Origin of the sequence: Thiobacillus sp. SCUT-2, from assembly GCF_035621355.1 — a bacterium.
Classification (GTDB): Bacteria; Pseudomonadota; Gammaproteobacteria; order Burkholderiales; family Thiobacillaceae; genus Thiobacillus; species Thiobacillus sedimenti.
The window spans coordinates 576,621-598,094 of the sequence record NZ_CP141769.1; the positions used below are offsets into that span (position 1 = coordinate 576,621).

At 69.4% G+C, this 21,474-nt stretch carries 15 protein-coding genes; 10 read left to right on the forward strand and 5 right to left on the reverse strand.

The window, feature by feature from the left end; all coding sequences use genetic code 11:
• Positions 1–120: 120 nt before the first annotated feature.
• Complete coding sequence (locus VA613_RS02840; RefSeq protein WP_324780349.1) at positions 121–1,857, reverse strand: potassium/proton antiporter; 1,737 nt, start codon at positions 1,855–1,857, stop codon at positions 121–123.
• A gap of 184 nt (positions 1,858–2,041) precedes the next feature.
• Here VA613_RS02840 and VA613_RS02845 point away from each other — a divergent pair, with 184 nt between their 5' ends.
• Positions 2,042–3,058, forward strand: coding sequence for a sodium:calcium antiporter (locus tag VA613_RS02845; RefSeq protein ID WP_324780351.1), 1,017 nt, complete (start codon positions 2,042–2,044; stop codon positions 3,056–3,058).
• Entirely contained in the window at positions 3,048–5,681 is a 2,634-nt protein-coding gene (locus VA613_RS02850) for a cation-translocating P-type ATPase (RefSeq protein ID WP_324780352.1), read from the forward strand. The genes VA613_RS02845 and VA613_RS02850 overlap by 11 nt, the downstream gene beginning before the upstream one ends.
• A gap of 9 nt (positions 5,682–5,690) precedes the next feature.
• On the opposite strand, the gene VA613_RS02855 is transcribed toward VA613_RS02850, so the two are convergent.
• Both VA613_RS02855 and glnE read right to left on the reverse strand, forming a co-directional pair.
• Complete coding sequence (locus VA613_RS02855; RefSeq protein ID WP_324780353.1) at positions 5,691–6,164, reverse strand: MarR family winged helix-turn-helix transcriptional regulator; 474 nt, start codon at positions 6,162–6,164, stop codon at positions 5,691–5,693.
• 45 nt (positions 6,165–6,209) lie between these two features.
• On the reverse strand, positions 6,210–8,903 hold the full coding sequence (gene glnE / locus VA613_RS02860) for a bifunctional [glutamate--ammonia ligase]-adenylyl-L-tyrosine phosphorylase/[glutamate--ammonia-ligase] adenylyltransferase (RefSeq protein WP_324780354.1): 2,694 nt from the start codon (positions 8,901–8,903) through the stop codon (positions 6,210–6,212).
• A 52-nt stretch (positions 8,904–8,955) separates the two neighbouring features.
• Between glnE and acs the strand changes: the two genes are divergently transcribed.
• The 3 genes from acs to VA613_RS02875 all read left to right on the forward strand — a co-directional run bounded on the left by acs (position 8,956) and on the right by VA613_RS02875 (position 12,344).
• Positions 8,956–10,923: an acetate--CoA ligase gene (gene acs, locus VA613_RS02865; RefSeq protein WP_324780355.1), complete on the forward strand. Its 1,968-nt coding sequence runs from the start codon at positions 8,956–8,958 to the stop codon at positions 10,921–10,923.
• 84 nt (positions 10,924–11,007) lie between these two features.
• The gene (locus tag VA613_RS02870; RefSeq protein ID WP_324780356.1) at positions 11,008–11,397 is read left to right on the forward strand and encodes a translational machinery protein; all 390 of its coding nucleotides are present in this window, start codon (positions 11,008–11,010) and stop codon (positions 11,395–11,397) included.
• A 272-nt stretch (positions 11,398–11,669) separates the two neighbouring features.
• Complete coding sequence (locus VA613_RS02875; protein ID WP_324780357.1) at positions 11,670–12,344, forward strand: PEPxxWA-CTERM sorting domain-containing protein; 675 nt, start codon at positions 11,670–11,672, stop codon at positions 12,342–12,344.
• A 45-nt stretch (positions 12,345–12,389) separates the two neighbouring features.
• On the opposite strand, the gene VA613_RS02880 is transcribed toward VA613_RS02875, so the two are convergent.
• Both VA613_RS02880 and VA613_RS02885 read right to left on the reverse strand, forming a co-directional pair.
• Positions 12,390–12,971, reverse strand: coding sequence for an NADPH-dependent FMN reductase (locus VA613_RS02880; RefSeq protein WP_324780358.1), 582 nt, complete (start codon positions 12,969–12,971; stop codon positions 12,390–12,392).
• A 55-nt stretch (positions 12,972–13,026) separates the two neighbouring features.
• Positions 13,027–13,725: a pirin family protein gene (locus tag VA613_RS02885; protein ID WP_324780359.1), complete on the reverse strand. Its 699-nt coding sequence runs from the start codon at positions 13,723–13,725 to the stop codon at positions 13,027–13,029.
• A 111-nt stretch (positions 13,726–13,836) separates the two neighbouring features.
• Here VA613_RS02885 and VA613_RS02890 point away from each other — a divergent pair, with 111 nt between their 5' ends.
• From VA613_RS02890 to tldD, 5 genes are all read left to right on the forward strand, one after another.
• Positions 13,837–14,742 carry a LysR family transcriptional regulator gene (locus tag VA613_RS02890; RefSeq protein WP_324780360.1) on the forward strand — a complete coding sequence of 302 codons (906 nt, stop codon included), beginning with the start codon at positions 13,837–13,839 and terminating at the stop codon, positions 14,740–14,742.
• On the forward strand, positions 14,732–15,124 hold the full coding sequence (locus VA613_RS02895; protein WP_324780361.1) for an RNA-binding S4 domain-containing protein: 393 nt from the start codon (positions 14,732–14,734) through the stop codon (positions 15,122–15,124). The genes VA613_RS02890 and VA613_RS02895 overlap by 11 nt, the downstream gene beginning before the upstream one ends.
• Positions 15,125–15,204: 80 nt before the next feature.
• Positions 15,205–18,993, forward strand: a complete 3,789-nt coding sequence (locus tag VA613_RS02900; protein WP_324780362.1) for a YhdP family protein — start codon at positions 15,205–15,207, stop codon at positions 18,991–18,993.
• Positions 18,994–19,008: 15 nt separating this feature from the next.
• A complete protein-coding gene (locus VA613_RS02905) occupies positions 19,009–19,950 on the forward strand; it encodes a carbon-nitrogen hydrolase family protein (protein WP_324780363.1) in 942 nt (313 codons plus the stop codon).
• Positions 19,951–19,959: 9 nt separating this feature from the next.
• On the forward strand, positions 19,960–21,432 hold the full coding sequence (gene tldD, locus VA613_RS02910) for a metalloprotease TldD (protein WP_324780364.1): 1,473 nt from the start codon (positions 19,960–19,962) through the stop codon (positions 21,430–21,432).
• Positions 21,433–21,474: the final 42 nt, after the last annotated feature.

The window sequence follows — 21,474 nt, forward strand, 5'->3', positions numbered from 1 at the left end:
CGGCGAGGTGCGCGATCGTCGGGAGCGGGCGAGATCCGCAATGGGCTCATGCATCGCGCGGGGTCGGTTCGGCTCGGCTTCCATTCTAGGGCAGTCGGTGCGGGTGCCTGCGGCACGCCTTCACGGCTCGGCGTCGAGATGGGTCGGGATGCGCAGCCCGACCTGGGTGATCCGCCCCTCGACGACTGCCCGCACGACGAACTCCAGCCTGCCCAGGCGGACGCGGTCGCCCGCGACGGGCTGGCGGCGCAACTTCGTGGCCAGGAATGACTCCAGCGTCAGCCCGGCGACATCCCGCGGCAGAGGCAGGTCGTACTGCGCCGCGACCGCCTCCAGCTGCGCATCGCCGCGCAGCACGAAATCGCCGTAGAACTGGCGCTTGTCGAGGTAGGCGGGCGCTGCGGGCGTCACCAGCAGGTCGCCCAGCGCTGCGCTGTCCGCCTGCCGCGCGAGCACGTACAGCACGTCGCCCGCTGCCAGCCGGCCCGCGGATTCCGGTGCCAGGGCCTCGCCATTCCTCAAGACGGCCACCGGGCGGGCGGTGCCGGGCAGGTGGAGTGCGCATGCGTCCTGCCCGACCAGCGGGGCGTGTTCCGTGAGCCGATAGCCGAAGAAGGCCCGTCCGGCTGCATCGCTTGCCGCGAGGTCGTGTCGCTCGGTGGGCTCGGGAGCGGGGGGGACCTGGAGGCGCAGGACGCGGGCCAGCACGGGGATGGTCCAGCCCTGCACGGTCAGCGAGATCAGCACGACGAAGAAGGCAACGTCGAGGATCAGCGCCGCCTCCGGGATGCCGGCCAGCAGCGGGAACAGGGACAGGATGATCGGCACCGCGCCGCGCAGCCCGACCCAGGAAATGAACGCCTGCTCCTGCCGCGGAAAGTGGAACGGCAGCAGACATAGCCAGACTGCGAACGGGCGCGCGACGAACATCAGGACCAGCGCGATGGCGAGCGCCGCCGGCGCGTGCTGGACCAGGTCGCTCGGGGTGGCGAGCAGGCCCAGCATCAGGAACATGGTGATCTGCGCCAGCCAGGCGAGTCCGTCGTGCACCTGCAGGATGTTGCCCGATTCGCGCGGGCCGCGATTGCCGACCACCACGCCTGCGAGATAGATCGCGAGGAAGCCGCTGCCGCCGAGCACGGTGGTGAGGCTGTAGAGCAGAAGCCCGCCGGCCAGGATCAGCATCGGGTACATGCCGCGCTCCAGCGGCAGCCGGTTCGTCAGCCATACCAGCAGCCTGCCTCCGCCCAGGCCCGCCAGGAGGCCGAGGCCCATCTGGCGGACCAGCAGCACCAGCGTGGCCCAGCCCGGGGCGGCACTGCCGGCCAGGATCAGCTCGATCAAGGCGATGGTCAGCAGTGCCGCCATCGGGTCGTTGCTGCCGGATTCGATTTCGAGCGTCGCGGCCACCCGCTCCTTCAGGGCCAGCCCCTTGGCGTGGAGCAGGGCGAACACCGCCGCCGCATCGGTCGAGCCGACGACCGCGCCGACCAGCATGCCTTCCAGCCAGCCGAAGTCGAGCACCCAGGCGGCGAACAGGCCGGTGACGACGCAGGTGATGACGACCCCGAGGGTGGCGAGCACCGCCGCCGGCCTGAGGCTCGTGCGGAAACTCTCGGCACGGGTGTTGAGGCCGCCGGCAAGCAGGATGATGGCGAGCGCCACGCTGCCGACGGTGTAGGCGATGCCGCTGTCGTCGAAGTGGATGCCCCCTGGACCGTCCTCGCCGGCCAGCATGCCGACCGCAAGGAAGACCAGCAGCAGGGGCATGCCGATGCGGTAGGACAACGCGCTGGCGAGGATGGCCAGCAGCAGCAGCACGGCACCCGCGAGCACAAATTGGTTGATGGCATCCATGGGGCGGCACGGTATCGCACGACGATAGTCTGCCCTCATGATACGCTGTGCTTGCGACCGCCTCGCCATGCTGCGCCGTCAACGGACCGTCGCGGGAGGCTCGGCACAGCCGGTACCGGACGTCATGGCGTGCACAGGATTCGTGGCGAGGTGCCGCCGGAATCGAGGCTGCAGAAAACGCGCTATGCAGAACATCGCACTCATCTGGATCTCGTTGCTCGTCTGCCTCGCCGTGATCGGCGTCGCGGGCGTGCAGCTCTCGCGCTATGGCGACATCATCGCCGAGAAAAGCGGCATGAGCCGCGGCTGGGTCGGGCTGGTCCTGCTCGCCACGGTCACGTCGCTGCCGGAACTGGTCACCGGCCTGTCGTCGGTGACGATTGCCGGCGTTCCCGACATCGCGGTGGGCGATGTCATGGGCAGTTGCGTGTTCAACCTGCTCATCATCGTGGTCCTCGACGTCCTGTACCGCAAGGAGTCCGTCTACACGCGCGCCCGGCAGGGCAACGTGCTGTCGGCCGGCTACGGCATCGCACTGATCGGCTTCGCCGGCTTCAACCTGCTGCTGTATCGCGCCGGAACGGTCCCGTCCTTCGGCCACGTGGGCCTCTACACGCCGGTCATCCTGCTTCTGTACGTGCTGGCCATGCGTTCGCTGTATCGCTACGAGCAGGCGCAGATCAGCGAATACGTCGAAGACCGCGTCGAGCGTCATCCGGACGTCTCGCTGCAGCAGGCCGTGCAGGGCTATGCGCTGGCCTCCGTCGTGGTGGTGGGGGCCGGCGTATGGTTGCCTTTCATCGCACGGGATCTGGCAGAGGCCATGGCCTGGGGGCAGAGCTTCGTCGGCACCCTGTTCGTCGCCGCGGTGACCTCCGCACCCGAAGTCGTGGTCACGGTCGCCGCCCTGCGCATGGGGGCGGTCGACCTGGCCATCGGCAATCTCTTCGGCAGCAACCTGTTCAACATCGTCATCCTGGCGCTCGACGATCTCGCCTATCTGCCGGGCCCGCTGTTCGCGCACGTGTCCATCACCCACGCCACCTCGGCCTTCTCGGCCATGATGATGAGCGGGCTGGCGGTGGTCGGGCTGGTGCTGCGGCCGCAATCGCGCGTGTTCCGCACGGTGAGCTGGATCAGCCTGCTGCTCCTCGTGGTCTACCTGCTCAATGCACTCTTCCTCTACCTTCATGGCCACTGAACTTCGAGCGCCGCCCCGTTGGCACACCCTCGACGGCGCGGCGGCCGCTGCGCGCCTCGACACCGACCTGAAGGCCGGCCTCACGGCCGGGGCGGCCGCAGGGCGCCTGGCGCACGGCGGCCCCAACGTGCTGCAGGAGGCGGGGCTGCGCAATCCGCTGCTCATGCTGGCGTCGCAGTTCACCGATTTCATGATCCTGGTGCTGATCGGCGCCGCGGTCATCGCCGGGATCATCGGCGAGCCGCAGGACACGATCGCCATCGTGGTCATCGTGTTTCTCAATGGCGTGATCGGTTTCGTGCAGGAATACCGCGCCGAGCGCGCGATGGCGGCGCTGAAGAAGATGGCGAGTCCGCAGGCGCGCGTGATCCGCGACGGCCAGCCGGCGCTCGTCGACGCGCGCGAACTGGTGCCGGGCGATCTCGTCGAAGTGGAGGCCGGCAACATCCTGCCGGCCGACCTGCGGCTCACCGAACTCGCAGCCTTCAAGGTCGACGAGTCGGCGCTGACCGGCGAGTCGCAGCCGGTCGAAAAACGGCTGGCAAGCCTGCACGACGCCGATCTGCCGCTCGGCGACCGCCTCAATCTCGGCTACAAGGGTACGGTCGCGACCTACGGCCGCGCACGCGGCCTGGTGGTCGCAACGGGCATGCAGACGGAGCTCGGGAAGATCGCCACGCTGCTGGCGGGCGAAGCCGGCAAGACCCCCCTGCAGAAGCGGCTGGCGCGCTTCGGCCAACATCTGGCGCTGGCGGTGCTGGCGATCTGCGCGATCGTCTTCGTCGCCGGCTGGCTGCGTGGCGAGCCTGCGCTGGCCATGCTGCTCACCGCGGTGAGCCTGGCAGTCGCCGCGATTCCCGAGGCGCTGCCCGCGGTGGTGACGATCTCGCTCGCGCTCGGCGCGGCGCGCATGGTGAAGCAACAGGCGCTGATCCGCCGCCTGCCGGCGGTGGAGACGCTCGGCTCGGTGACCTATATCTGCTCCGACAAGACCGGGACGCTGACGCAGAATCGCATGCAGGTCGACTGCGTGGAGGCCGGCGGCGAGACCCGCGCCACGCTGTCGGACATCGACAGCGCACCGTGGTGCGACCTCGGGCTGGCGATGGTCCTGTGCAACGATGCGGCGACTGACGCCGACGGCAGGCTGACGGGCGACCCCACCGAGACGGCGCTGCTGGCCGCCGCGGGCGCGGCCGGTCTCGACGAAGCCGGCGTGCGGACGGCCTGGCCCCGGCTGGCGGAACTGCCCTTCGATTCGGGACGTGCGCGCATGAGCACGCTGCATCGCGACGCCGGCGGCGTGCTGATGCTGGTGAAAGGCGCGCCCGAGGGCATGCTCGCGCGCTGCGTCGATCGCCTGACGGCCGGTGGTGTCGGGCCGCTCGATCCGGCGGCGGTGCATGCGGAGGCGGAGCGGCTTGCCGCGCAGGGGCTGCGCGTGCTCGCCTTCGCCCTGAAGCGCCTGCCGGCGGCCCCGGACATCATGGACGCCGAGTCGCTGGAATCGGACCTGACCTTCATCGGCCTCGCGGGCCTCATCGACCCGCCGCGGCCGGAGGCGGCCGCGGCCGTCGCCGCCTGCAAGGCCGCCGGCATCGTCCCGGTCATGATCACCGGCGACCATCCCGCCACGGCACGGGCCGTGGCCCATCGGCTCGGCATCATCGAGGACGGCGGCAGGGTGCTCGCCGGCGGCAGGCTCGCGCGCCTGTCGCTGGAGGAGTTCGAGCGCGAAGTCGAGTCGGTGCGCGTGTATGCGCGCATCAATCCGGAGCAGAAGATCAAGATCGTGCGGGCGCTGCAGGACCGGGGCGAGTTCGTCGCCATGACGGGTGACGGCGTCAACGACGCCCCCGCGCTGAAGATGGCCGACATCGGCGTCGCGATGGGCAAGGGGGGCACCGACGTCGCGCGCGAGGCGGCGGCGATGACGCTGCTCGACGACAACTTCGCAACCATCGTCACGGCGGTGCGCGAGGGGCGGCGCATCTTCGACAACGTCCGCAAGTTCGTCAAATACACCATGACGAGCAACTCGGGCGAGATCTGGACCATCTTCCTCGCGCCCTTCATGGGGCTGCCGATTCCGCTCTTGCCGATCCACATCCTGTGGATCAATCTCGTTACCGACGGCTTGCCGGGGCTTGCACTCGCGCGCGAACGGGCCGAGCGCGACGTCATGCAGCGCCCGCCGCGTCCGCCCGCGGAGAGCATCTTCGCGCACGGCATGTGGCAGCACATCCTGTGGGTGGGCCTCCTGATGGGCGGCGTGTCGCTGCTGACGCAGGCCTGGGCGATCCATGCCGGGTCGGCACACTGGCAGAGCATGGTGTTCACGGTGCTGACGCTTTCGCAGCTCGGACACGTGCTGGCGATCCGCTCCGAGCGGGAGTCGCTGTTCAGCCTGGGGATGCTGTCGAACCCGCTGCTGCTCGCCGCCCTGCTGCTGACCTTTGTCCTGCAGATGGCGGTGCTCTACGTGCCCTGGCTCAACCCGATCTTCAGGACCGCACCCTTGAGCCTGGGCGAGCTGGCGGCGTGCCTGGCGCTGTCATCGGTGGTGTTTGCCGGGGTCGAGGTCGAGAAGGCCCTGGTGCGGCGCGGCTGGCTGTATCGCTAGGGGCCGTCGTCACAGCTCCGACAGCGGCTTTTGCGCGTAGCGGGTGTTCACCGCGCCCATGTGCGCGATCAGCGTGGCCAGGTCCTGATTGAGGCGGGCGAGGGCGTCGTCCGGCAGCTGCCCGAGCGCATGCGTCAGGATGCCGGTCAGCGGCTGCGGAGCCTTCTCCAGCGCCTGTTCGCCGGCCGGCGTGAGATACAGGCGCACCACCCGCTGGTCGGTGCTGTTGCGTTCGCGCCGGACCAGTCCCGACTTCTCGATCTTGTCGAGCAGGTTGCTGGCGGTCGACGCGTGGATGGAGAGGGCCTGCGCCAGCTCGGACACGCGCAAGCCGGGCGTCTGCCGCAGCGCCGCCATCGCCCAGATCTGTGCGCCGCTGACGCCGCAGGCCTTCTCCACCGCCTGGAAGTGCTGGCGCACGGCGCCGAAAATCACCCGGAACTGGCGCAGGGCTTCGGCGGCGGCAGGCGCATTCGCGCTCAAGATGCGATCTCCGGACGGGCAAAAGACATGATGTTGGCAGGCATTTCAGGCGGTGGAGATCATGACATGTTGCCATAGCGCCCGCACCGCGCGCCGCACGGCGTCGAGGCCTTGCGCCGGCACGCGCGCGAATTCCGCACCGGACAGCTTGACCGCGTGCTGGCGACGGCGCAGCTCGCGGTAGGCGTCGGCCGCGTCGCGCGCGACGTCGGGCGGCAGCAAACGGGCTTCGCGGGCACGCTGCAGCAGGGCGATGTTGCCGACGTTGTCGGCCAGTTCCGGGTGCGCGCGGGCGTGCATCAGCACCAGGTACTGCACGCAGAACTCGACGTCGACGATGCCGCCGCGGTCGTGCTTGAGGTCGAACAGGTCGGTGTCGTTGACGTGGCCGGCGTGCATCTTCTCGCGCATCGCCAGCACCTCGCCGCGCAGCGTGGCGGCGTCGCGCGCCATGCCGAGCACTTCGCGGCGCAGCGCCTCGAAGGTGTCGCCGATCGCGGCGTCGCCGCAGACGAAGCGGGCGCGGGTCAACGCCTGGTGCTCCCACACCCAGGCGTGATTCAGCTGGTAGTCGCGGAAGGCGTCGGTCGAGCTGACCAGCAGGCCAGAGGCGCCATCGGGGCGCAGCCGCAGGTCCGTCTCGTAGAGGATGCCGGCGGGCGTCAGCGTGCCGAGCCAGGTATTGATGCGCTGGGCGAGGCGCGCGTAGACCTCCTGGGCCTGGGGCGCCTCGTCCTCGTACAGGAAGACCAGGTCGAGATCGGAGGCGTAGCCGAGTTCCTTGCCGCCGAGCTTGCCGTAGCCGATGACGGCGAAGCGCGGCACGTCGCGGTGACGCGTCTTCAACCCGGCCCAGCAGCGCGCCAGGGTCTCCGCCAGCAGCGTGTCGGCGAGGTAGGACAGGTGATCGGACAGCCGCTCGAGCGTCAGCCGGCCCGCCACATCCTGCGCCAGCAGGCGCAGCGTCTGCACCTGCTTGAAGCGGCGCAGCGTGTCCATCTGTGCCTCGGTGTCGCCGGCGTGCGCGTCGAGGTCGTCGCGCAGCTGGGTCGCCAGCTGCGCCCAGTCGGGCTCGCTCATCAGGTGCTGCGGCGCGATCAGCTCGTCGAGCAGTTGCGGCTGCAGGGCCAGCAATTGCGCGGCCCACGGGCTCGCTGACAGCAGGCGCACCAGCTGGCGCAGCGCCGCCGGATACTCGGCGAGCAGCGCGAGATACGTGGCGCGCCGCGAGATCGACTGGATCAGCGCGGCGAAGCGCTCCAGCGTCGCCAGCGGATCGGGCTGGCTGCCGATCACTTCGAGCGCCGGCGGCAGCAGCGCGTTGAGGCGCAGCTGCGTCGATTCGGACAGCCGCGCGGTGCCGCTCCGGAGCGCGTCGAGCGTCGTCTGCACCTGCGCCGGGTCGTCGTAGCCTGCGTTCTCCAGCAGGGCCCGGGCGGTGGCCGCGTCCGCGGTGCCGCAGCAGACGGCGGCGAGCGGATGGCTCATCTGGTCGGTCTGCGGCGCGGCGAAGACCTGCTCGAAGTGCCGCGTGACCCGGTTCCGGTGGCGGTCGAGGCGCTCGAGCAACACGGCGTAGTCGGCGCAGCCCATCGCGTCGGCGAGCATCGCCTGAGATTCGGCATCCTCCGGCAGGAGCTGGGTCTGCGCGTCGTCGAGATACTGGATGCGGTGCTCCAGCCGGCGCAGGAAATCGTAGGCGGCGGCGAGCTCGTCCCTGGCATCGGCGGTCAGCAGCGCCTGGCGGACCAGTTCGGTGAGCACCGCCAGCGTCGGCCGCTGCTGCAGCGCCGCGACCTGGCCGCCGCGGATCAGCTGGAACACCTGCGCGGTGAACTCGATCTCGCGGATGCCGCCCGGCCCCAGCTTGACGTTGTGGGCCATCTCGCGGCGCGCGACCTCGCGGCGGATCTGCACGTGGAGATCGCGGATCGCGGCGAAGGCGCCGAAGTCGAGGTACTTGCGGAACACGAACGGCCGCACGATGCCGGCGAGTTCGTCGTGGCGCGCGCCGGTGAGCGGGCGCGCCTTGATCCATGCGTAGCGCTCCCACGGCCGGCCCTGCGCGACGAGGTAGTCCTCGAGCATGTCGAAGCCCATCGCCAGCGGCCCGGAATCGCCCCACGGGCGCAGCCGCAGGTCGACGCGGAACACGTAGCCGTCGGCGGTGTTCTCGTTCAGCGCGGCGGCGAGCTTGCGGCCGAGGCGGATGAAGAACTCATGGTTGCTGAGCGCGCGCACCGACGCAGTGGGGTCGTCGGCGCGGGTCTCGCCCTCCTCGGGGTAGAGGTAGATGAGGTCGATGTCCGACGAGACGTTGAGTTCGCCGCCGCCGAGCTTGCCCATGCCGACCACGATCAGGTGCTGCGGCCGGCCGTCGGCGTCGCGCGGCTCGCCGTGGCGCGCGGCAAGCTGCGCGTGATGGAAATCGAGCGCAGTAGCGATGCACACCTCGGCGAGCGTGCTCCAGGTGGCGACGACCTCGGCAAGATCGGCGCTGCCGGCGAGGTCGCGCGCCGTGGTGACGAGCCAGACCTGCTGGCGCAGCTGCCGCAGGCGGCGGTGCAGCGTGTCCTCGTCGGGGCAGGGCGTTTCGGCAAGGAAGGCTTCCATGTCCGTGCGGTCGAACGGACGGTCGAGCCGGTCTGCCAGCATGCCCGCCAGCTGCGGCTGCGCGGCCAGCAGGCGGCGGCCGTAGCGGGAGCAGCGGTCGAGCCGCTCGAATGCTGGATTGCTCATGGCATGGATTAGAATTCAGGCTTACGCAACACTCTATCAGTGGAGAGACTGTATGGCATCCATCGAGTCGATTCTGACCGAAACCCGTGTATTCCCGCCTGCAGACGCCTTCGCCAGGCAGGCCAACGTGTCCGGAATGGACGGGTACGAGGCGCTGTGCCGCCAGGCCGAATCCGATTACGAGGGCTTCTGGGCCAATCTCGCGCGCCAGCACATCGACTGGAAAAAGCCCTTCACCCGCACGCTCGACGAAAGCGGTGCGCCGTTCTACAAGTGGTTCGACGACGGCGAGCTGAACGTCTCCTACAACTGCCTCGACCGCCATCTGGCAAGCAAGGGCGACAAGACCGCGCTGATCTTCGAGGCCGACGACGGCAGCGTCACCCAGGTGACCTACAAGGAACTGCACGCGCGCGTGTGCCAGTTCGCCAACGGCCTGAAGTCGCTCGGCGTCGAGCAGGGCGACCGCGTGATCGTCTACATGCCGATGAGCATCGAGGCGGTGGTGGCGATGCAGGCGTGCGCGCGCATCGGCGCGATCCATTCGGTGGTGTTCGGCGGCTTCTCCGCCAAGAGCCTGTTCGAGCGCATCGAGGACGCCCGCGCCAAGGTGATCGTCACCGCCGACGAGTCGCTGCGCGGCGGCAAGGCGGTGCCGCTCAAGCACGCGGTGGACGAGGCGCTGGCGATGGGTGATACCTCGTGCGTCGAGCGCGTCGTCGTCTACCGCCGCTCGGGCGGCGACATCGCCTGGGGTGGCCGCGACCTCTGGTGGCACGAACTCGCGCAGACCCAGGCCGAGACCTGCGAGCCGGTGTGGGTGAGCGCCGAGCATCCGCTCTTCATCCTCTACACCTCGGGTTCGACCGGCAAGCCCAAGGGCGTGCAGCACTCGACCGGGGGCTATCTGCTCGGTGCGATGCTGTCGATGCTGTGGGTGTTCGACGCCAAGCCCGATTCCGATGTCTACTGGTGCACGGCCGACGTCGGCTGGATCACCGGCCACACCTACGTGGCCTACGGCCCGCTCTCGCTCGGCATGACCGAGGTCATCTTCGAGGGCATCCCGACCTTCCCGCACGCCGGCCGCTTCTGGGAGACCGTCGCCAAGCACAAGGTCACCACGTTCTACACGGCGCCGACCGCGATCCGCAGCCTGATCAAGCTCGGCTCCGACCTGCCGGCGCAGTACGACCTCTCCTCGCTGCGCCTGCTGGGCACGGTGGGCGAGCCGATCAACCCCGAGGCCTGGATGTGGTACCAGCAGGTCATCGGCGGCGGTCGCTGCCCGGTGGTCGACACCTGGTGGCAGACCGAGACCGGTTCCCACATGATCGCGCCGCTTCCAGGCGCGGTACCGACCAAGCCCGGCTCCTGCACCCTGCCGCTGCCCGGCATCATGGCGGCGATCACCGACGAGCACGGCGGGCCGGTGGAAAAGGGGCACGGCGGTTTTCTCGTCATCCAGCGCCCCTTCCCGTCGCAGCTGCGCACGCTGTGGGGCGATCCCGACCGCTTCAGGAAGACCTACTTCCCCGAGGAGCTCGGCGGCAAGACCTACCTCGCGGGCGACTCCGCGCACCGCGACGACGACGGCTATTTCTGGATCATGGGGCGCATCGACGACGTGCTGAACGTGTCCGGCCACCGCCTGGGCACGATGGAGATCGAGTCCGCGCTGGTCGCCAACCCGCGCGTCGCCGAGGCCGCCGTGGTAGGGCGTCCGCACGAGATCAAGGGCGAGGCTGTGGTGGCCTACGTGGTGCTGAAGGGCACGCGGCCGGTGGGCGAGGAGGCGAAGAAGATCGTCGCCGAACTGCGCGACTGGGTCGGCAAGGAAATCGGACCGATTGCCAAGCCCGACGAGATCCGCTTCGGCGACAACCTGCCGAAGACGCGCTCCGGCAAGATCATGCGCCGCCTGCTGCGCGCGATCGCCAAGGGCGAGGAGATCACCCAGGACGTCTCCACGCTGGAGAATCCGGCGATCCTCGACCAGCTCAAGGAAGCCGTGAAATAACCCTTGCCGCGACGGGGCCGGCGCGGCCCCGTTTCTCGTTAGAATATTCAGAGTTGTTCATCCGGTTTGTCTTGAAAGGAAATCATGTCCCATTACCATGCCGTCGTCTGGCTCGACCACAACGAAGCCCGTGTCATGCACATCAGCCCCGACGACGTCGAGAGGTCGGTGGTGCATCCGCTCAACCCGCCGCGCCACCTGCAGCGCAAGCGCGGCTCGGTGAGCGGCAGCCGCCAGCCCGAGGACCAGCACTACTACCACGAGATCGTCGAGTCGCTCGCCGGGGCGCAGGAAGTCCTGATCGTCGGCCCCGGCCATGCCAAGCTGGAGCTGATCAAGCACATCCATGCCCATGACCAGCAGATCGTCGACCGCGTGGTGGGCGTCGAGACCGTCGACCATCCCGGTGACGGCCAGCTGGTTGCCTACGCGCGCAAGTACTTCGTCGCCAAGGACCGCATGCTGCCGCAGTGAGGCGGGCGCGCCATGCGCGAGCGACGCGAAGGGCGCCCTGCGGGGCGCCTTTTTTGTCGGCGCTGCCGGCACCGGCCACGATGACTGGGCGCGGCTGCGGCCGCGCGTCGGTTTCCTTTACATATCAGCGGCGGCCGATGGGGCATCCGGCTGCGTCGACTGATTTTGAATCAATGGGATAGCGCCTCTTCCCGAAACTGGCACGTCTGATGCTTGTGCCATTTGCAGCCGTATGACCCGCTTGCTGTGCACACAACGACGAGGAGGCTTCAATGGGTATTCGTATTTCGCGGCTGGCGGCCGCACTGATGGTCTTGTCCTGGACGGGCGTGGCCGCGGCCGCAAGCCCCGTTTATTCGGGCTCATACGTGGACATGTACCTGAAGTCCAATACCTTTCCGGCCAACCTGAACGAGCAGATGGTCTTTCTGGATGCCGGGACGTCATCCTCGATCACCGGCCATGTCGGCTCGCAGACGGGCACGACGCTCGTCACGTTTTCCTCGACAAGCGACACGCTGATCGCCTCCAACGGTTTCGCAACGATCAGTGCGCAGGACGGTTTCCTGAACGACATCACGATCACCGCGCCCGGCTACTGGTTCGACGACCTGATCTTCAGCGTGAATCTGTCGCCGAATGCCAACAGCGACCTGTCCGTCACGGCCAAGGACAAGACGGCGGGTAGCAATACCTTCACCAATTGGGCAACGCAGCAGGACTGGGTCAACGGAGAGAATCGCATCCTCGTGCTCTCCACCGGCGGCAATCTGATGCAGTCGGTGACGATCACTTCGCAGCTCGGCTTTCAGTCCCTGGGCGGGCTGGATTCGCTGAAGCAGACCGAGATTTCGGGCGTGACTCCCGTGCCGGAACCGGGATCCTGGGCCATGCTCCTCGCCGGCCTGGGCGTGGTCGGATTGGCCGCACGCCGCAAGCTGGCCTGATCGGGTCGAGCGTCTCGGAAAGAGCGCCGCATTGCCGGCGCTTTTTTATTTGGCGGCCGCGGACAGCATTTGCGCGGTGTTGACCAGTTCCAGTACGAGGTCGTGCAGCCGCGCCGGCGCCTTCAGCATCGGCACGCCGTCGGCATCGTCGAACGCCTGGTCGGCATGCGGCAGCGAAAACTGGCCCGGCAGCACCAGCACGCCCAGCGTGTTCAGCACCTGGCGCAGGTGCGGCAGCATGCGCATGCCGCCGAACTGGCCGGGCGAGGCCGCAAGCAGGGCGGCGACCTTGTTCTGATAGGGCACCAGGCCCGACTCGCCCTGCCATTCGCGCGACACCCAGTCGAGCGTGTTCTTCAGCAGCGGCGGGATCGAGCTGTTGTATTCGGGGCTGGCGATCAGCAGGGCGTCATGTGCCTTGAACAGCGCCTTCAGGCGCTGGGCGTTGGCGGGTAGGCCGTCGCGCGCCTCGAGGTCCTCATCCATCAGCGGCAACGGGTAATCCGCCAGATCGATCAGCGTGACCTCGCCGCCCGCGGCGCGGGCGGCATGGGTGGCGACCCGGATCAGCTTGCGGTTCCAGGAATCGCGGCGGGTGCTGCCGGCAAAGGCGAGAATCTTGGGCATGGCGTGTCCCTGCGTCGAACAAGGGGCGGATTGTAGCCGCTGTACACGGCGCGTTTCAGGGCAGGTCGAAGCCGAGTACCTCGCTCGGCTCGAGCGCCTCGATCTCGAGCGCCGATTCGAAGCGGATCGCCGCGGCATCGCCCGCTTCCAGCGGGTAGCCCCTGAGCCTGATCCGCCCTGTCGCGACGTGCAGCCAGGCGCGTCGCCCCGGCGCCAGGTTCAGCACGACGCGGTCGCCTGCGGCGAGCCGGCCCGCATGGATGGCGGCGTCCTGGTGGATCGTCACCGAACCGTCGCGTCCGTCGTTCGATGCGACGAGCCGCAGCCGGCCTTGCAGGCTCTCGGGCGGGAAGGCGATCTGTTCGTAACCCGGCTCGAGGCCGTAGGCGTCCGGTTCGATCCAGATCTGCAGGAGGTGCACCGGTTCGCTGGAGGAGGCGTTGTACTCGCTGTGCGCGATGCCGTGCCCGGCACGCATGCGCTGCACTTCGCCCGGGCGGATCACGCCGCCGTTGCCGAGCGAGTCCTTGTGCTCGAGCGCGCCCGCGAGCACCCAGGTGACGATCTCCATGTCCTGGTGGCTGTGCGTGGGGAAGCCCGCACCGGGCGCGATGCGGTCGTCGTTGATCACCCGCAGCGGGCCGAAGCCCATCCACGCGGGGTCGCGGTAGCCGGCGAACGAGAAGGTGTGGAAGCTGTCGAGCCAGCCGTGGTTGGCGTGGCCGCGTTCGGACGATTTGCGTACGGTAAGCATCAGGAATTCCTCCGTGACAGGGCTGGTCGTTCAGCGATGACGTGACTATAGGCGTGGCATCTGCCGGGCGAAACGGGCAGAATTCGATCAAGTCATTCGATTTTTCCGAATATGCCGCTGACCCTCGAGGCCCTTGCGATCCTGGACGCCGTCGACCGCAAGGGCTCGTTTGCCCGCGCCGCCGAGGCGCTCGGCCGTGCGCCATCTTCGCTGACGTATGCGGTGCAGCAGATCGAGGCCGACCTCGACGTCCTGCTGTTCGACCGCTCCGGACACCGTGCGCGCTTCACCCCGGCCGGGCGGCTGCTGCTCGAGGAGGGCAGGACCTTGCTCGGCGCGGCCGCGGCGCTGGAAAACCGGACGCGGCAGGCCGCCGGGGGCTGGGAAGCGCAGTTCACGCTGGCGCTGGAGGGCATCCTGCCGGTGGCGCCGGTGCTGCCGCTGATCGAGGCGTTCTACCGGCTCGGGCGCACAACCGAGATCAGGCTGCGCCACGAGGTGCTGGCGGGCAGCTGGGACGCGGTGGCCTCGGGTTGCGCCGATCTGGCCGTTGCCGGCGGCGGCGCACCGGCCGGGGCGGGGCTGCGCACCCGCCTGCTGGGCCGCGTCGAGTTCGTGTTCTGCGTCGCCCCGCAGCACCCGCTGGCGCGCGCGAAGCAGCCGCTGACCCCGGCCGACGTCGCGGCGCACCGCGTGGTGGTGATCGCCGATACCGCGCGCAACCTGCCCCTCCGCAGCGCCGGCTGGCTGCAGCAGCAGCCGCGTCTCACGGTGGCCGATCTGCCGGGCAAGCTGGCGGCGCAGCAGGCCGGGCTGGGGATCGGCTCGTTGCCGCGCTGGCTGGCCGAGCGTGAGGTGGCGGCGGGCCGTCTGGTGCGCTGCGAGTGGGCCGGCGGCAACCCGCGCGAAACGCTGCACCTGGTCTGGCGCAGCGGCGAGACGGGGCGGGCGCTGCAGTGGTTCACCCAAGCGCTCGCGCGGCGCGGGGTATTCGCAGGGGTGCTGGATGGCGAATGAGCCGCTCGAGCGCATGCGCCTCGACAAATGGCTGTGGGCGGCGCGCTTCTTCAAGACGCGCAGCCACGCCACGCAGGCCATCGAGCACGGGCGCGTGAAGCTGAACGGCGAGCGCGTCAAGCCGGCGCGCGACGTCAAGCCCGGCGACCGGCTCGAAATCCGTGTCGGCGACGCCGACTGGACGCTCACGGTCCGGGCGCTGGCCATGCAACGCGGCCCGGCGCCCGTCGCCCAGGGGCTCTACGAGGAAGACTCGGCCGGTCGCGCGCGTCGTGAGCAGCAGGCGCTCGAGCGCAAGCTTGCCGCCAGCCCGGCGGCGGCAATCAAGGGCCGGCCCACCAAGCGCGATCGCCGTCGGATTCATCGCTTCACCGGCGACTGAGACGCCGAATTTCCCGCATGTCGGCTGCCGCAAAGTGCGGCGGAACGCATAGAATCAGCGGCTTCGAGTTCTGCAAGCCTATGACCCTGTCCCCCGCCTCGATCCGCCTCCTGCGCCGCGTGCTGCGTGGGCTTGCCGTGCTCGCGGCCCTCGCGGCGGCCGGCTTTGCGGCAGCGGTCGCGGCGATGTTCTTCTGGGTGCTGCCGAACGTTTCCACGCATCGCGATACGGTCGCCGATCTGATGTCGCGCGCGCTCGGCCAGCGGGTGACGCTGGAGGCCGTGTCGGGGGTGTGGCAGCAGGCGCGACCGGAGTTCCGCCTGCGCGGCGTGCGCCTGTACGACCAGGCGGGCCGCCCCGCGCTCTACCTGCCCGACCTCGAGGCCGCTTTCTCGTGGCGCTCGCTGCTCTTTCTCGAGCCGCGCTTCACCCGCATCGAGCTGCGCGGACTGACCCTCGGCGTGCGCCGCGCGCGCGACGGACACCTCTACGTGGGCGGCATTCCCGTCAACCCCGCCGCGCCCGATAGCGGTTTCTCGAGCTGGCTGCTGCGGCAGGGCCAGGTGCACGCGGGAGGCGCCGCCCTGACGTGGGTCGACGAGGGGCGCGGCGCACCGCCGCTCACGCTCACGGCGGTCGATTTCACCCTCGTCAACGTGCGCCGCGCGCATCGGCTGGAAGTGCATGCGATCCCGCCGGCGAGCGTCGCGCGGCCGCTCAAGGTCGTCGCCAAGCTGCGTGCGCGCAGGGTGGACGACACCCGGACCTGGAACGGAACCGTCGAGGCGACCGTGGCGGGCGTGTCCTTCCCGCGCCTCGCCGCATGGGTGGCGCTGCCCTATCAGCCGCGGCAGGGATGGGGCGCGCTGAACATGCAGTTCGACGTGGCACGCGGCAGGCTGTCCGCGGTCACGGCGAGCATCGACCTGCGCGACGTCGAAACCGTGCTTGGCGAAGGCCTGCCGCCGCTCCGGCTGGCGCAGGCCCGGGGGCAGGCGCGGTGGCAGCGCGGCCCCGAGGGCCAGCGCGTGACGTTCGAGAACCTGCGGATGGCGCGGCCGGGCGCGGCCCTCGGCGAGCCGTTCGACGCCGGCCTGCTGTGGGGCGGCGCAGCGCGCGAAATCACCGCGCAGGCATTCAGCCTGGGCGGCTGGCAGTGGCTGTTGCCGAGCCTGCCGATGGACGCCGCACTGCGTGCACGTCTGCAGACGCTGCAGCCGCAGGGGCGCTTCGACCTGCTGCGCTTCCGCTGGACCGGCGACGAGCCCGGACTGGACAACTTCAGCGTCGTTGCGCGCTTCAGCGGCGTCGGCGTGAGCGCCGTCGGCCCCCGGCCCGGCGTGTCGAACCTGAGCGGCCGCATCGAAGGCGACACGCGCGCCGGCAGCTTCGAGATCGATTCGCAGAAGCTGACGCTGACCCTGCCCGAGCTGTTCCGCGAACCGACGCTCGCGCTCGATAGCATGCATGCGCGCGGCAGCTGGACGAGGACGGACCGCGGCCATCGGGTGACGCTCGCGGAACTGGCCTTCGCCAACGCCGACGCGGCCGGCACGGCCAAGGGCTTCTATGAACGGATTCCGGGGGCGCGCGGCGTGATCGACCTGGGGGCGCGTCTCACCCGTGCCGACGGCATGGCCGTCTACCGCTACCTGCCGAAGACCGTCGGCGACCCGACCGTGGAGTGGGTGCGCCGCGCCGTGCTGGCCGGACATTCGGACGACGTGCAGCTGACGCTGAAGGGCGATCTTGCCGCATTCCCGTTCGACCACGGGGAGGGCCTGTTCCGCGTCGAGGCGCACATCCGCGACGGCGTGCTCGACTACGTGCCGGGCTGGCCGCGCATCGACGGCATCGCGGCGCGGCTGCTCTTCCAGGGGCGGACCATGGAGGTGACGTCGGAGCAGGCGCGCATCTACGACACCGCGCTGTCGTCGGTAAAGGTGGCGATTCCGGACCTGCTGCATCACGACGAGCAGCTGCTGGTCGACGGCCAGGCTGCCGGCCCGCTCCAGGATTTCATCCGGTTCGCCAATGCCAGTCCGGTTCATGCCCGGCTGCGCGGCTTCACCGTCGGCCTGGAGGGCAGCGGCCCGGCGAAGCTCGCGCTCAGCCTGCGCGTGCCGCTGCGTCGCAGCCACGACACGACCGTCGCCGGCCGGCTGTCGCTTCAGGGAGACGCCCTGCAGTCCCCGGCGCTGCCGCGGCTCGAGCAGGTGCGGGGCGACGTCGACTTCACCGGAACCAGCCTGGCGGCGACCAACCTCGCCGCGCAATTCCTCGGCGGCCCGCTGCGTCTGGACGCCGCCACGCGCGGCGGGCGCGTCCAGGTGCTGGCGCAGGGACGCGCGACCGCGGCGGGCCTGGGCGGCTGGCTCGGTGACGCATGGAAGTCGCGCCTGTCGGGGCAGACGGCATGGCGCGGCCAGATCGATCTCGATCCGGCGGGCGATCGTCTGCGCGTCGAGTCCGATCTGGTCGGCTTGGCCAGTGGCCTGCCGGCGCCGCTCGCCAAGCCCGCTGCGCAGCCGCTGCCGCTGTTGGTCACGCGGCAGCCGCAGGGCGACGGTGTGCTGAGCGAAGTGCGCGTGGGCCGGATCGTCGATGCGGTCTGGCGCAGCACGGCAGATGGTCGCCTGGGCCGCGGTGAAATCCGCTTCGGTGGCGTGGCCGCGCTGCCCGCCGAACCCGGCTTGCGGCTGGCGGGCAGCGGACAGGGACTGGACCTGTCGGGCTGGATGGGCTTGCTGCCGGAAGGCGGGGGCGAAGGCGGCCTGCCGGTGGCGTCGATCGATCTCGGCTTCGACGCGTTCGACCTGATGGGGCGGCGCTACCAGGGCATACGCCTGACGGGGCGCAGCCGTGGCGGCATCCTGCGCACCCAGGTGAGCGGGCGCGGCGTGAACGGGACCCTGACGTATCGTCCGGCCGGCGAGCAGCCTGCCCGGGTGTCGGCGCAGTTCAGGGAACTGACGATCCCGCCCAGGCTGGCGGCGTCCGGCACCGAGCCCGGACCCAGCCTGAAGGCGTCCGACTTCCCGATGCTCGACGTCACCGTCGATGATTTCCGTCTGCAGGATCATGCCCTCGGGCGCCTCGAAGCCGTGGCGCACGGCGCCCCCCAGGGGCTCGTCATCGACAGCCTCCAGCTGACGCATCCGGACAGCGTGTTCCGCATGAGCGGCCTGTGGCGAGAGGGCGGGATCGGCGAAACCCGCGCCGACATCAGCCTCGACGTTCTCGATGCCGGTCGCATGCTGGCGCGCTTCGGCTACCCCGACACGCTCAGGCGCGGCACGGCCGAAATCCGCGGCAATGCCGCGTGGGAGGGATCGCCCGCCGATTTCGCCCTGGCGACCCTGGCGGGCCAGGTCGATTTCAGGGCGAAGGGCGGCCAGTTCCTCAAGCTCGATCCGGGCGCCGGCAAGCTGCTCGGCGTGCTGAGCCTGCAATCGCTGCCGCGCCGGTTGAACTTCGATTTCCGTGATATCTTCAATCAGGGCTATGCCTTCGACGACATCGGCGCGACGCTGCGCATCGCGCGCGGCGTGGTCTACAGCGACGACTTCCGGATGCGCGGGCCGGCGGCGAAGGTGAACATGTCGGGGCTGGCCGACCTCAACCAGGAAACCGTGCAGCTGCGGGTCAAGGTGATCCCGAAGTTGTCCGAAAGCGTCGCCGTGGCCGGCGCGCTCCTGGGAGGACCGCTGGCCGGCGTGGGTGCGCTGGCGGCACAGAAGCTGTTGCGCGACCCGTTCGAGGAGGTCATCAGCCAGGAATACATGGTGACCGGTTCGTGGCAAAGCCCCGATGTGACGCGCTTGCCGAAGACGAAGGCCCCCGCGGACAATCCCGTGACCGAACCTTGATCGTGGAACTTGTAGATGACGACGAAGAAACCCGCTAAGACCACCGTGGCACGCTCCAAGGGCGCGCAAGTGAAGAAACCGGCACCGCAGGCGGGCACCGTGCGGGTGGCGGCGATCCAGATGGCCTCCGGACCGAACGTGTCCGCGAACCTGGCGGAGACCGAGCGCCTGATCGAACTGGCCGTCGAAGGCGGCGCGCGTCTCGTGGTGCTGCCGGAATTCTTCTGCATCATGGGCATGAAGGACGCCGACGTGGTGAAGGCGCGCGAGGCCGAGGGCGACGGACCGATCCAGAGCTTCCTGTCGCGCATCGCGAAGAAGCACAAGATCTGGCTGATAGGCGGCTCGGTCCCGCTGCAGGCGGACGTCGCCAACAAGGTGCGCAACAGCTGCCTGGTGTACGACGAACGCGGCAAGCAGGTGGCGCGCTACGACAAGATCCACCTGTTCGGCCTCGACCTCGGCAACGAGCGCTACCAGGAATCCAGCCTGATCGAGCCGGGCGACAAAGTGGTCGTCGTCAACAGCCCGTTCGGCCGCATCGGCCTGTCGATCTGCTACGACCTGCGCTTCCCCGAGCTCTACCGCGCGATGCCCGACGTCGACATCATCGTGGTACCGTCGGCGTTCACCGCGACCACCGGGCGCGCGCACTTCGAGACGCTGATCCGCGCACGCGCGATCGAGAACCTCGCCTACGTCGTCGCGCCGGCGCAGGGCGGCTACCACCTGTCGGGCCGCGAGACCCACGGCGACAGCATGATCGTCGACCCTTGGGGGGTGGTGCTCGACCGCCTGCCGCGCGGTTCCGGCGTCGTCATCGCCAACATCAACCCGGCCTACCAGGCGAGCCTCAGGAAGAGCCTGCCCGCGCTGCAGCACCGCTTCATCCCCTGCCAGCAGATCGCGGTCGACGTGCTCGAGCGCCGCACCGCGGCGAAGCGCGAAGCCAAGTAAGGAATGCCCATGAATCCCACCGACGCCTTCGTCCCCATCCAGACCGCCGAGCAGCTGTTCCGCTCGGCCGAGTCGACGCTGCTGACGCCGAACGGGCTCGACGCCGACAAGCTTGCGCCGGTATTCAGCCGCCTGCTGACCCATGACGTCGACTACGCCGACCTGTATTTCCAGTATTCGCGTTCCGAAGGCTGGAGCCTCGAGGAGGGCCAGGTCAAGTCGGGCAGCTTCAACATCGACCAGGGCGTCGGCGTGCGCGCGATCTCGGGCGAGAAGACCGCGTTCGCGTATTCCGACGACATCAGCCTCGACGCGCTCGGCGCCGCCGCCGACGCCACCCGCGCGATCGCCCGCGCCGGCCAGCAGCGCCAGGCGGCCATCGCGACGCGCGGCGAAGGCCGCCTGCTGTACAACGGCGTCGATCCGCTCGCGAGCCTCGACGACCCCGCCAAGGTCGCGCTGCTCGAGCGCCTGGAGAAGAAGGCGCGCGCGATGGATCCGCGCGTTATCCAGGTGATGGCGAGCCTCGCTTCCGAATATGAAGTCATCTTCGTCGCGCGCTCCGACGGGCATCTGGCGGCCGACGTGCGTCCGCTGGTGCGCCTGTCGCTGCAGGTCATCGCCGAGCAGAACGGCCGCCGCGAGCAGGGCTCGGGCGGCGGCGGCGGCCGCTTCGACTACGGCTACTTCACCGACGACATCCTCGAGAAGTACGCGCGCCAGGCCGTGCACCAGGCCCTCGTCAACCTCGACGCACGCCCCGCGCCCGCCGGCACCATGACCGTCGTCCTCGGCTCCGGCTGGCCCGGCATCCTGCTGCACGAAGCGATCGGCCACGGCCTCGAGGGCGACTTCAACCGCAAGGGCAGCTCGGCCTTCTCCGGCCGCATCGGCGAACGCGTCGCCGCGCCCGGCGTCACCGTGATCGACGACGGCACCATCCCGCTGCGCCGCGGCTCGCTCAACGTCGACGACGAAGGCAACCCCACCCAGCGCACCGTGCTGATCGAGGACGGCATCCTCACCGGCTACATGCAGGACATGATGAACGCGCGCCTGATGGGCATGAAACCCACCGGCAACGCCCGCCGCGAGTCCTACGCGCACCTGACCATGCCGCGCATGACGAACACCCTCATGCTCGGCGGCGACAAGCCCCCGCACGAGATCATCGCCTCGGTGAAGAACGGCCTCTACGCCGTCAACTTCGGCGGCGGCCAGGTCGACATCACCAGCGGCAAGTTCGTCTTCTCCGCCGCCGAGGCCTACATGATCGAAGACGGCAAGATCACCTACCCGGTGAAAGGCGCGACGCTCATCGGTAACGGCCCCGACGCGCTCACGCGCGTCTCCATGATCGGCAACGACATGGAGATGGATTCCGGTGTCGGCACCTGCGGCAAGGAGGGGCAGAGCGTGCCGGTGGGCGTGGGGCAGCCGACGCTGAGGATCGACGGGTTGACGGTGGGCGGGACGGCTTGACCCAGAGACGGCTCGCAAAGCATATTCCGCCGGCCAGTTGCC